General features: G+C 30.0%; 12 protein-coding genes. 8 read left to right on the top strand and 4 right to left on the bottom strand.

The genetic code is table 11. The annotated features are described in order from the left end of the window. From cobJ to QMG30_RS19015, 4 genes are all read left to right on the top strand, one after another. Positions 1–741: a precorrin-3B C(17)-methyltransferase gene (gene cobJ, locus QMG30_RS19030; protein ID WP_281818178.1), complete on the top strand. Its 741-nt coding sequence runs from the start codon at positions 1–3 to the stop codon at positions 739–741. Next, the gene (gene cobK, locus QMG30_RS19025) at positions 738–1,496 is read left to right on the top strand and encodes a precorrin-6A reductase (protein WP_281818176.1); all 759 of its coding nucleotides are present in this window, start codon (positions 738–740) and stop codon (positions 1,494–1,496) included. The genes cobJ and cobK overlap by 4 nt, the downstream gene beginning before the upstream one ends. Positions 1,497–1,581: 85 nt before the next feature. Next, positions 1,582–2,625 carry a cobalt-precorrin 5A hydrolase gene (gene cbiG / locus QMG30_RS19020; RefSeq protein ID WP_281818173.1) on the top strand — a complete coding sequence of 348 codons (1,044 nt, stop codon included), beginning with the start codon at positions 1,582–1,584 and terminating at the stop codon, positions 2,623–2,625. Beyond that, positions 2,626–3,168, top strand: a complete 543-nt coding sequence (locus QMG30_RS19015; protein ID WP_281818171.1) for a cob(I)yrinic acid a,c-diamide adenosyltransferase — start codon at positions 2,626–2,628, stop codon at positions 3,166–3,168. It abuts the gene before it with no gap. 100 nt (positions 3,169–3,268) lie between these two features. Here the strand turns inward: QMG30_RS19015 and QMG30_RS19010 are convergent, their stop codons facing one another. The 4 genes from QMG30_RS19010 to QMG30_RS18995 all read right to left on the bottom strand — a co-directional run bounded on the left by QMG30_RS19010 (position 3,269) and on the right by QMG30_RS18995 (position 7,541). After that, entirely contained in the window at positions 3,269–4,402 is a 1,134-nt protein-coding gene (locus QMG30_RS19010) for a DHHW family protein (protein WP_281818170.1), read from the bottom strand. A gap of 12 nt (positions 4,403–4,414) precedes the next feature. Then, positions 4,415–5,830 carry an MBOAT family O-acyltransferase gene (locus QMG30_RS19005; protein ID WP_281818168.1) on the bottom strand — a complete coding sequence of 472 codons (1,416 nt, stop codon included), beginning with the start codon at positions 5,828–5,830 and terminating at the stop codon, positions 4,415–4,417. Positions 5,831–5,901: 71 nt separating this feature from the next. Continuing rightward, entirely contained in the window at positions 5,902–6,363 is a 462-nt protein-coding gene (locus QMG30_RS19000) for a DUF4358 domain-containing protein (protein WP_281818166.1), read from the bottom strand. A 182-nt stretch (positions 6,364–6,545) separates the two neighbouring features. Then, positions 6,546–7,541 carry a GDSL-type esterase/lipase family protein gene (locus tag QMG30_RS18995; RefSeq protein WP_281818165.1) on the bottom strand — a complete coding sequence of 332 codons (996 nt, stop codon included), beginning with the start codon at positions 7,539–7,541 and terminating at the stop codon, positions 6,546–6,548. Between the two features lie 750 nt (positions 7,542–8,291). Between QMG30_RS18995 and QMG30_RS18990 the strand changes: the two genes are divergently transcribed. The 4 genes from QMG30_RS18990 (at position 8,292) to QMG30_RS18975 (ending at position 13,190) form a co-directional block, all read left to right on the top strand. Next, entirely contained in the window at positions 8,292–9,383 is a 1,092-nt protein-coding gene (locus tag QMG30_RS18990) for a glycerol dehydrogenase (protein WP_281818162.1), read from the top strand. A 280-nt stretch (positions 9,384–9,663) separates the two neighbouring features. After that, positions 9,664–11,280 carry an extracellular solute-binding protein gene (locus QMG30_RS18985; RefSeq protein ID WP_281818160.1) on the top strand — a complete coding sequence of 539 codons (1,617 nt, stop codon included), beginning with the start codon at positions 9,664–9,666 and terminating at the stop codon, positions 11,278–11,280. A gap of 72 nt (positions 11,281–11,352) precedes the next feature. Further along, a complete protein-coding gene (locus tag QMG30_RS18980) occupies positions 11,353–12,309 on the top strand; it encodes an ABC transporter permease (protein ID WP_281818158.1) in 957 nt (318 codons plus the stop codon). 11 nt (positions 12,310–12,320) lie between these two features. After that, positions 12,321–13,190: a carbohydrate ABC transporter permease gene (locus QMG30_RS18975; protein ID WP_281818157.1), complete on the top strand. Its 870-nt coding sequence runs from the start codon at positions 12,321–12,323 to the stop codon at positions 13,188–13,190. The last annotated feature ends 2 nt before the right edge of the window (positions 13,191–13,192 follow it).

The following is a 13,192-nucleotide window of genomic DNA, read 5'->3' as shown; positions in this document are numbered from 1 at the left end:
ATGAAAGGTCAGATTTTTGTAATAGGTATTGGACCTGGGCAATTAGAAAATATGACATTAAAAGCTATGGATATAATCAAATCATGTGATGTTATAGCAGGTTATAAGGTTTACATAGAGCAGATAAACAAGTTGCTGGATAACAAAAAAGTCATAAGCAAAGGTATGGGAAAAGAAATTGACCGATGTGAAATGGCTATAGAAGAGGCATTACAAGGTAGGAAAGTAGGTATAGTCTGTAGTGGAGATGGTGGATTATACGGCATGGCCGGATTATTAATAGAACTGGTACATACTAAACAATTGGAAAATTACATAGAAATAGAAGTCGTATCTGGTGTAACAGCGGCTATTTCATGTGGAGCATTACTTGGGGCACCTATTGTGGAAGATTTCTGTACAATTAGTCTTAGTGATTATATGACACCTTATGAAAAAATATTAAATAGAGTTGATATGGCATCAAAAGCAGATTTTGTTATAGCTCTTTATAATCCTAGAAGTTCCAAGAGACCAGATTATCTAGATGAAGCCATAAGAATCATTAGAAAAGAGAGAGACGATAATACTCCAGTTGGTATTATCAGAATGGCTTATAGAAAAGAACAAGAGATCATTAGAACTGATATATCACATATTAAAACAGAAGAAATTGATATGTTCTGTACAGTAATCATAGGTAATAAACAGACAAAATGGTTAAATGATTATATGGTCACATCAAGAGGGTATAAAATATGATTCTGATATTAGGTGGAACAAGTGAAAGTATCATAATAGCCAATATGATCAGAAAAATTTCAACTGGTCTAGTTCTCAGTACTGCAACAGAATACGGAAAAGAAGTTGCAAGAAAGAATTTTGAGGGTTCTATTATATGTGGAAAAAAAGATGAGAGTGAATTAAAAACTTATTGTATCAATAACAATATTGGTTTAATTGTTGATGCAACTCATCCATATGCAAAATTAGTCTCTGAGAATGCAATCAGTATCAGTAAATCTCTAGGGATTAAATATATACGTTATGAAAGACCATTGATAAAAAAAGATGAAGAAAAGTACGTTTATTGTTATTCCTATGAAGAAGCCGGAAAAATGATTAACAGACTTCAAGGTAATGTACTGATAACAACTGGGAGTAAAGATATTGAGCATATTTTACAAGAGATTAAAGATAAAAATAGAGCTTTTATAAGAATATTACCTCAATCTGGTAATATAGAAAAGTTAGAAAAGCTTAATGTCTTACCTGACCAGATTATAGCTATGAAAGGACCTTTTGCAAAAGATTTGAATATAGCTATGTTGAAAAATTATAATTGCAAGATATTAGTAACTAAGGAAAGCGGTAGTCAGGGTATGTTAGAAGAAAAACTCCAAGCAGCTGAGGATTGTAATGCTAAAGTTATAATAATTGGTAGACCTAAAATTGATTATCCAAAAGTATTCATTGATATTGATAATCTAATTAATTATATAAACGATATAACCTGAAAAGTAGTTTAAAGTAAGAGATTATATTGTTTTGCGACATTTATTAAAGTAATAGGTGATTTAGGTTAAGAAAGGTGGTAACATATTGAAGGTTGCATTAATAACACTTACTAGAGGTGGACTAGATCTTGCAATGAATTTAAGAGAATATGATGATATAGATATCTATACCCATAAAGAAAATGAAAGTGAATATGCTGAACTTATAAAATTGCCACTAAGAGATAATATCAAGAAATTGATGGATGATTATGATATGCTCATATTCATTATGGCAACAGGTATAGTAGTTAGATTGATAGCGCCTCATATAAAACACAAATCCGTAGATCCAGGAGTTATTGTTATAGATGAACATGGTAAATATGTTATAAGCCTTTTATCGGGGCATCTTGGAGGTGCCAATGATTATACTACAAGAATTGCTGATTTTTTAGATGCTAATGCAGTAATAACTACCTCTTCTGATGTTAATAACACTCTGGCAGTGGATACTTTAGCAATGAAACTTGGGTGCTATATAGATGATTTCAATGATGCGAAAGATGTTACAGCACATATTGTCAATGGAGAGAATATCGGTATAATTAGTAATATTGAAATTAGTATTGATTTACCCAAAAACTTCATAAGAATAGATGAAGATAATATTAGTCATAGTATAGAGAAACATAACATTAAAGGGTTAATAGTCATAGAAGGTAATATAATTAAAGCTGATTGCCAAGTATCATATCTCTATAAAAGAAACATTACACTTGGAATAGGATGTAAAAGAGGTAAGACGAAAGAACAGATTACAAAAGAATTATTAATGGTGTTAGAAGACTTGAAGATGAATATTAATCGTATATCAAGAATATCTACCGTTGAAGTAAAGAAAGATGAAAAAGGTATAATTGAATTAGCTAGATCATTAAAAGTTCCTATGGATATCGTAACACTTGATGAAATAAGAGAAGTGCAGTACTTATTTCATGGTTCTGATTTTGTAGAAAGAACTATTGGTGTAACATGTGTCAGTGAACCTTGTGGATATCTTTCATCTAATAGAGGTGAATGCATTTTAAATAAAGTAAAAGCTAATGGTATAACTATATCATTATGGAAAAATAAGGAGGAAATTTGAATGAGTAATAATCAAAAGGGAGTTGTATTATGTTATACAGGTAATGGTAAAGGTAAAAGTACTGCTGCATTTGGCTTAGCAATCCGTTCAATAGGTCATGGCAAAAAAGTATGTATAATTCAGTTCATTAAATCAGCAGATATATTAATAGGTGAACGTGAAGTTTTTAAAAAGCTAGATGTTGAAATGTATTCAATGGGTAAGGGATTCACTAATATCAATGATATCGAGGACCACAAAAAAGGTATTACAGAAGCATGGGAATTAACTAAAGACAAGATTAATAGTGGAGAGTATGACCTCATTGTATTAGACGAAATAAATAATGTATTTGCTATAGATAGATTTCCTATAGAAGATGTCTTATCTGTAGAAGACTGCATTGATGTGTTTAAAAATAGACCTGATAGAACTAATATAGTTATAACTGGAAGGAATGCACCTGAAAAGCTCATGGATGCTGTGGATTTAGTGACAATTTGTGAAGAGAAGAAGCATTATTATAATGAAGGTAGAATGGCGGTAAAAGGCATAGAATATTAAATAGCTGATTTAATCAAGAAATGGTAAAGAGTCTATAAAATAATATAGAAAAAAACAAAGTAGCAAACTATTATTCAGTAGTAGCTACTTTGTTGTACGTTTATATTAATTTATTAAAGACATTATCATTGGAAAAACTCATTATTCCATATAGAAATAAAACATCGGTTATATTATTATCTTTGATATATTCATTCAAATTACCATTAAAATATCTTAAATCAATCATGCAGACTTTATTATAGTTGTTCATGATAAGCGGAACGAAACTATTAGCGTATGAGTCTTTAATCACAAGTAGATTTTTTTCCTCTGCGGTATTTTCTTCTTGTACAATTTTTAGTTCTGGATGATTTCCGCCGAAAAATATTTGATATTGATCTTTTTCTTCCAATTTATCATAATCAAAAACGCTATCCGTTACGGTTTTTGAATTATTGTAATATACCTTATAGGGAGACTGGTCTTTTGTTTTATATATATCTATTTGGTCATATATATTATCTAAAAGTACTTTGGAATAATAGGTTCCCTTAAAAGATTTTGTTACATTTTCTATATTATAAGATTCATAAGAATTATGTTTCATCCCTAAGTTCTTACAATAGGCCATATATGCATAATAAGCACCGAATGTTGTCCAATGATGATCGGATTTATAGAATATATATTCATTATTATGTTCAATCAATGTTTGTGATACATCTATATAACGTAAAGAATTAAATCTTTTGTTAAGATTATCAAATACTTTTTGCTGATTGAACATAGGTGCATTATCTGGTAATTTATCATTCATCACTAATGAAGAAGTAGGAACAATAATCATACTTACATCTAGACTATCGTTAGTTGATGCAAATGAATTCACGAGTTCTATATTTTTGTCAAGCTGAGCATAATTAAAATCTTTTTCTAAACATTTCTCTATTAGATAATCATCTTTTCCTAAATAAACACCATTTATATCTTTTCTTGGAAACAGTTGTTCTATATTTGATTTTGCAGTTATGAAGTTTTCTCTAAAGATGAATTGATCGTCTATATATTTTTCTATATCCTTAGAATATTTTCCTTCAAGTAATCGTTCAAAGGAAAATTTAGGTTTGGTACTTAAATATCTATTTTCGTTCTCAGAGAATTTTCTATCAGGCTTAATCATATTAGAAAGAAATACTGCGAAAATTATTATGATAAAAAGTATGGCTAATATAGCATTATGTATTAGTTTCACTTGAATTCCTCCCTAGAATCTAAAGTATAAAAATGGATTATATGATGCACCTATCAGAAAGCTAATGGATACAACAAAAATACATAGATAGCAAATGTTTTTACAAGTGTATAATAAGTTTATATATCTGAATTTCTGTAACTTATTGTTCACGTAAGTGGGCAAATTAGTTACTGCAATGATGCATGCAATAATTAGAAATATGTTCGTGCAGAATAAGTAAATAGTTTCGTTATTCATTATAGGGGCACTGTTCAATCCAAACATGGCTTTTAGATATTTACCTAACATAGCTGTGTCCTCAATTGAAAAAATTACCCAGCTTATAATCACTAGAAATAAAGTATATAGATGCTTAATGGAATTAGGTAATTTCTGTAGTAGTTCCAGTAAGAATAATTTTTCCATAATTAATATTATCCCGAAATATATACCCCAGAATACGAAGTTCCAGTTTGCACCATGCCAGAAACCTGTTAATGCCCATACTATGAACATATTCCTAATAAGTTTTTTGGTACCTTTTCTACTTCCACCTAAAGGTATATATACGTATTCCTTGAACCATGTTCCAAGAGAAATATGCCATCTTCTCCAAAATTCTGTTATACTTTTTGATATGTATGGAAGATTAAAGTTTTCTAAGAAATCAAAACCTAACATTTTTCCAAGTCCGATAGCCATATCTGAATAACCTGAAAAATCAAAATAGATTTGCAAACTGAAACATATCGCTCCAAGCCATGCAGATGAAAGGGGCAGATTATTTATGTTTGAACTGGATATCTGTTCCCAAATCATTCCTATATTATTGGCAAGTAGAACTTTTTTTCCAAGACCAATTATAAAACGTCTAACGCCTTCAGAAAACTTGTCTATACTATGTACTCTGCTTTTTAATTGTTCTGCTATTGTTTTGTATCTCACAATTGGTCCAGCTACCAGCTGTGGGAATAGTGAAACGAACGTTCCAAAATCAATGATATTCTTTTGAGCCTTTACTTTACCTCTATATACATCAATGGTATAAGACATTGTTTGAAATGTATAAAAAGAGATACCTATTGGCAGTTTCAAGTCTAGATTTTTTATATCCAGTGAGAACAATTGATTTATATTATTTATTACAAAATCACTATATTTGAAGAAAAAAAGTATTGACAGATTACCGACTATCGAAATAATCAATATGATCTTAGATTTAGTAATCTTGTTTTGTAGTTTGAATTTTTCTATAAACAAACCATTCACAAAATCAAATACAGTCGAAAACAACATTATACTAACATAAACAGGTTCGCCCCAAGCATAAAAAACCAAGCTTGCTAGAAACAAGCTTGTATTTTTAAATTTCCTAGGACTAACGTAATAAACTGCTAAAATACATGGCAAAAATACAAATATAAAAATAGGTGTGCTAAAAATCATTTAAAAATATCCTCCGTAACTTTCTGTCATATCAATTAGTAAGCCTATGTACTGTTTTGTCAGGAATATAATTAATCAACGTAAGTACTTATAACATCTTCTGCGGTATTATTATCAGCTATACAAACAATAACATATTTACCAACTTTTTTAATAACAGCATTATCTAATTTTTCCATTTCTTCTGGTATATAAGTTTCAAAAGCTTCTTTTTGAGTTTCTATTCGTTCTTCACAAGCTTTGTATGCTTTATCTGCATCTTCTTTGTCTTCAAGCTCAAAGACTGCAATTTCTTCAGCTGTTGCACCACTGCTTACATATACTTCTGATGCTACTGCATAATCTATTTGATATATGGTTTGTATACTACTATCATCAATTTTGGTTAAATCATCTACAAATTCGATTTTTTCGTTCAGATTAGTAGCCAAATCACTTATATCAAGTGTTACTTCTTTGTCGTCATTTTTACATCCTACAAATGCAAATAAGCTGATTATAATAGCAAATAAGATACAATAATTTTTTTTCATGATATTAATCTCCTCTTTAAGTTAGTTAAGTACATTTTATAAGTACTTAGTTAATTTTATATTAAAATTTATATTGATAAATAACTCAAACTTTCCACATTTAATATAATGCAGGCAATAGGTTAGTTTTTTATTATGCAACGCTTAATTAAATAGGAAAGATGAGTAAATAATATAAAAAATTACTTGATTTTTTCTGTGGTATGTGTAGTTAAGTATTCAACCCATTTTTCGCAATATGGTTTTTTTAGGTGAATTCCATCTACTGCAGCATCATCGTATAGACAACCATTTTTATCCATTACTGATTCTGCAACATTAACATAGTACACTTGCTTTTCTTCTGCCATCTTAGCGATACGAGTGTTATATTCTGCTATTTTAGAGTTCTTGACATAGCTATGTGTAGAGGACAATTTTGCAGTAACTGGTAAAATTGATTGTATATATATAATTGCATCGGGGTGAGATTCTTTGACAGCATCAACGATCTCTTCATATTTTTCTATAAATGTGTCAGTTGAAACCCATCCTGTTTCATTAATACCTAACATGATATATATTTTCTTGAATTCAGCTTTTTTAATTGCATCAATTACAGTTATTTTAGTACCGTTATCATTTATATAAGGTTTAGTGAAGATTGTGTTAACCATTAAGCCTTTATGTGTATATGATGTTGATTTAGAAGGATGGGAATATAGCATAACCCCTTCTGTTCTAGAATTACCTATAAATACAGCATCATCAAAATAGGTTTCTTCTACAGCATCACTTGCTGGTACTGGTTCAGAAAAATTATATCCATCGATAATCTTTGCTGTAGCTTCTGTATTAGTTGACTCACTGTTGTTTGATTCAGTTTCATTGGTAGTACCAGTTTGTTTAGTTGGTTCATTACTTCCTTGAGCATTTTCAGTGATGTTTTCTTTGTTTCCATCATTATTATTTTCAGTTGCGGTTGCATTGTTTCCATTCTCTACATTTTTTTCATTATTGTCAGTTTCCGAAAGTGTAGGAGTTTTTGTATGTGGATTGAAGATGTTTTTTATATCTTTTTTAAATAGCACCAGTATTAATACAGTGATTAATACTATCAACATTATTATCCTACGTACTCTTCTTTTTTTTCTTTCCTTTATGTAACTTGGTCTTCTCGTATTTGAATAATTATTCATCTTTTTTCCTCTCTCATCATAATCCAGTATAGATATTTTTGTCAATAATTAGTTGTTGTACATTCTCCCAATATTTATATAATTTATTATTCAAATTTCTTTATATATTTCTTTTTTTTCTATAAAACATTCCTTAATTTGCATTATACAGTTTTCTTATATGATAAATGGCCGGCTTCTCATATATAAGACTGTTTGAGTAGGTAAAAAGTTTAAAAAAATTATTTTTTTTACAACTGTAAGCAATACTCGGAAAACGTAAGAAAATGATTATTTAAGAATGTAGCAAGATAAGAATAAATATAAGATATTCTAGTTATCTACATAATTATTATTGTAAAAAAGATATTATATATAAATATTATAGAGCTTTTATTATTTACATTAAATTACGCTAATAAAATTTTGATGCTTTATATAAAAAAATTAATTTAATTGTCATTTATTGAGAGTTGTTATTGTACACTATCTTATTATATATTAAAAACTCGAAATATCATATTAAAATATAATTAAAATTTATTAAAAAAATATTACTTAATATGTAATAAATTACAATGAAAATATTATTGGTAAATTATGGCCGAAATGATGCTTTTGTATGTATAATAAATTTCAAAATATTGGTTAAAATATCAACAACTGAAACAATTAACATCAAAAAAATATATAATGTTTTCGCTATAACTACAATCCCATTTTTATTAAATTAAGTTGATTAGCAATAATAATTATAAGGAGAAATGAATTATGAAAAAAGTACTTATATCACCACTGAAATATCTACAAGGTAATAGTGAATTATCTAATCTAGGTATTTATGTTAGAGATTTTGGATACAATGCGCTTCTTGTAGCATCATCAGACGATGAGAAAAGAGTTGAACAGCAATTAGTTGAAGCTAATAAGAAAGAGAATTTCAATATGATTCATGGTGATTTTAAAGAAGAGTGTACCAAAAAAGAAATTGAGAGATTAAGAAGAAAAAGTGTCGAGAATGATTGTGATGTAATCGTTGGATTAGGAGGTGGTAAAGCTCTAGATACAGCCAAAGCAGTAGCTCATTTTGAGAATAAACCAGTAATTATAATTCCCACTATAGCATCGTCAGATGCACCTTGTAGCTCTTTAGCAGTAGTCTATACAGAAAACGGTGAATTCGAAGAATACATTTTCTTTAAGAAAAATCCAGACTTGGTTTTAGTTGATACAGGAATAATTGCAAAAGCTCCTAGTAGATTTTTAGTTGCGGGGATGGGTGATGCTCTATCAACATATTTTGAGGCAAGATCATGTAGAGAAGCATATGCTAATAATATTCCAGGGGGTAAAAGTACTCTAGCTGCTTTAGCTGTTGCAGAATTATGTTATGAGACTCTTTTGTCCGATTCATTGAAAGCATTGGCTGCATGTGATAATAATGTAGTAACACCTGCTTTGGAGAACATAATTGAATCTAATATACTATTAAGCGGATTAGGGTTTGAAAGCAGTGGATTGGCAGCGGCTCATGCTATTCACAATGGATTGACAGCGCTAGAAGAGACACATAATTATTTCCATGGGGAAAAGGTTGCTTTTGGTGTTATTGTACATTTAGTGTTAGAAAATGCACCTATAGAAGAATTGAACACTGTACTTTCTTATTGTAAATCGATTGGATTACCTGTAAGCTTAAGAGATTTAGGGGTAGAGGAAATAACAAGAGAGAAAATAATGAAAGTTGCTGAGTTAGCTTGTGCAGAAGGTGAAACAATTTATAATATGCCTTTTGATATCACTGTTGAGGGCGTTTATGGAGCAATTATTGCCGCTCATCAACTTGGTCTTAACGTAAAATAGGAAAGAAACAATATAATTTTACTATACAATATGCTGTCTTATACAGCATATTTTTTTGTGCAAAAGAAAAGTCATATAAGAAATTGTGCATGTTAGACAAAAAAAATACTCAGCCAACAGATATATTAATTAATTTGTTAAAACTATTGACGTGTCTGATAAAAAGTGATAATATACAAGTGTGAAATAAATATACAATAATTTTTAAAAATATATGAAATATATTTTCAAAACTTTATTTCACTGAAACACAAAATCGTATAATTAGGAGGATGTTTTTATGAAAAAATTTATATCGCTATTATTAGTGGTAACTATGGTTATGACTTTATTATGTGCTTGTGGGAAAAAGAATACAGATAATGATATTGTGGATTCTTCAAAGACACAAAAAGAAACAGAAGATCAAACAAATAATGAAGCGGATAAACAAAAAGAAGATCCTGTAAAAATTAGAATCTACTATTCTGATAACGCAACGTTGCCATTTAGAGAAGACTGGTTAACTGTAAAAGAAGCAGAAAAAATGTTCAATGTGGAATTTGATTGGGAAGTCATCCCAATAGCAGATTATCAAACAAAAGTATCACTTGCATTAAATACAGGAACTAATACACCAGATGTAATCCTATATCAATCAACAAAAGGTGAAAATGCTTCACTTGCGCTAAATGGTGCTCTAGTTCCAATTAGTGATTACTCAGATTTCACACCTAACTTTAATGAACTAGTAAAAGATTTCGGACTACAAGATACTGTTGATGAGTTGAATTTAGCTGATGGAAAACGTTATTATCTACCTAGTCTCTATGACATTCCTTTTTATGATGGTGGTCTTATTCTAAGAGAAGATTTCTTAGAGGCAGAAGGAATAAATGCGCCAAAGACATTTGATGATCTATATGGAATATTGAAAGCATATAAAGAAAAGAATCCTGAATCATATCCACTTACTATATTAGCAGGTCCACGTGTACTTTATCGTATGACAATGCCTTCATTCGGAGTAAGTCTAGGTAAAAACGGATCATCAGGAACTAATACACTTAGCTGGGATTATGATAAAGAGGAATATTTCTCAGGTGCAATAAGTGATGGATACAAAGAATACATAGGTTACTTGGCAAAATTATATAGAGAAGGTTTACTTGATCCAGAAATGGCAGATCCAATCAATGGAGACATATGGTCTCAAAAAATGGCTACAGGAAAATCAATGGCTACATATGCATATTATGACCAAATAGGCGGATTAGAAGGTTCAACAGAAATTGATGGTTATAAATTACAGATGTATCCATCACTAGAAGGTTCTGCTGGTGCTCATCACCAACCTAAGAGCAGTACTGGTTCAGGTATCATGTTCCCAGCAAAGACTGCTAAACGCGATGATTTTGAAAGAATTGTAAGAACGATAGATAAAGTTTTTTATTCAGAAGAAGGAGCAAAACTTTGGTGCTTAGGTGTTGAAGGTGTAACTTATACTGAAGAAAATGGTGAAATAAAATATGCAGATGAACTTGTTAATTCAGAAGAAGGTGTTTATAAGAGCCTTCAAATCAAATATGGATGTGGTTCTGATGTAACTCAAATGGTATGGGTTAATTCAAGAGAAATGACGAAATATGATGAAAATTATGCTCGAATAAATAAAGAAGTAGCAGATATGGGTGACGTAATACAGCCTATACCTCCAACACCATTATTTGATGATATGAAATCAGAAGATGCAGGTGTGTTACAGACGCCATTGTTTGATAAATTCGAAGTCTGGGCTGATGCATTTATAACTGGTAAAAAAGATGTTGAAAAAGATTGGGATGCTTATGTGAAAGAAATGAAATCATTGAAAATTGATGAGTTCTGTAATCTTTATAATGATAATTTAGCAAAATAATACAATATATAATGAAGGCTTTCCTCTCATTTTTTATGAGAGGAGGTCTTTATAAAGCAGGGAGGTTAGCTCATGGCTATATATAAGAAGCAACATTTACATAAACAAGATTATATACCTAAAAGCAGTTTTAGAAAGCATTTAACACGTTATTGGCAATTATATGCAATGATGATACTTCCATTAATTTATTTCATAGTGTTCAAGTATATTCCTATGTTTGGAAATGTATTAGCATTTCGACGTTATAGACCTGGAATGGGTCCATTTGGTGTCAAATGGGTGGGATTCAGATATTTTAAGATGTTTATGCAGGATTCAGCGTTTTGGAATGCATTTGGTAATACGATAATATTATCACTCTTGAACTTGTTAATAAATTTTCCAATACCTATAATATTTGCAATTCTTATAAATGAGGTTAGAAATGTTCATTTTAAGAAAGCAGTACAAACAGTTTCCTATATGCCAAGATTTATTTCAACAGTTGTAGTTATAGCTATTTTGGGTGAAATCTTATCACCTAGTTCAGGACTTCTAAATAACTTCCTGCAGAGTACATTTGGAATAGAACCTATTTATTTCATGAATGATGCTAAATATTTCAGAAAGTTATATATATTAACAGATACTTGGCAGTATACAGGCTGGACAGCAATTATTTATTTAGCAGCAATTACAGGAATTAATTCAGATTTGTTTGAAGCAGCAAAGATAGACGGTGCTAACAGATTGCAGCAGATATTTTATGTAACAATTCCATCAATCATGCCAACTATTATGGTTTTATTGATTCTTAACGTAGGACGTATGTTGAGTCTAGGTTTTGAAAAAGTATTACTTATGTATACACCTTCCAATTCAGGGGTAAGTGATATTATTGATACATTGGTCTACCGTACGGGTTTAGCTAATCAAAATTATTCATATGCAACAGCTATCGGACTATTCAGTGGAATTATTGGTGTAATTTTGGTTTCATCATCTAATGCTATCAGTAAAAAACTTACAGATGAAGGAATATATTAGGGAGGGGTTATATGAAAGCATGTCGATCAAAAGGTAGTATCGTATTTGATGTAATCATATATATAATTATGATATTCGTACTTCTTGTATGTCTAGTACCTTTTTTGTATATGTTAGCGGTATCTATTTCAGAACCGAAAGCAATTATTAATAATGAAGTAGCATTGATACCAGTAGGAATAAACTTTGAAGCATACAAGCAGATATTTGCTTATCCCAATTTTTTTAAAGCATATGGAAATACAATATTTTATACTGTAGTTGGAACATTAATTGCTTTAATAATGACCACTTTATTTGCATATCCTTTATCAAAGAAGAGTTTGAGAGGTCAGAAATTTTTCATGAAATTAGTAGTCTTTTCTATGTTTTTTTCAGGGGGACTGATTCCTAATTATCTATTGATATCAAGTTTGAATTTGACAGGAACAAGATTTGCTATGCTGGTACCATTTGCAATTAATCAATTCAACTTAATCATTCTTATAAACTTTTTTAAATCTATCCCTAATGAAATTGAAGAAGCTGCACTGATAGATGGACTAGGGTATTTCGGGATTTTAAGAAGAATAGTTGTTCCATTATCCAAGCCTGCTCTAGCGACTATTGGATTATATACAGCAGTATTTTTCTGGAACGATTGGTTTAATGGGTTGATTTATTTAAATACAGACCAGTTTCCTGTTATGTTATTTTTAAGAAATATAGTTAATGGAACTTCTATGTTGGGTGATGCGGCTGGTTCTGCTGATAAAGCTACTATTGCGATATCAATAAAATCAGCAGTTATAATAACATCAACATTACCAATAATTATTTTATATCCATTTTTACAAAAGTATTTTGTTAAAGGGCTTACAATAGGCTCTGTTAAAGGTTAGAA

Origin of the sequence: Vallitalea longa (assembly GCF_027923465.1) — a bacterium.
Lineage (GTDB): Bacteria > Bacillota > Clostridia > Lachnospirales > Vallitaleaceae > Vallitalea > Vallitalea longa.
This window is presented reverse-complemented; position numbering and strand designations above follow the sequence as displayed.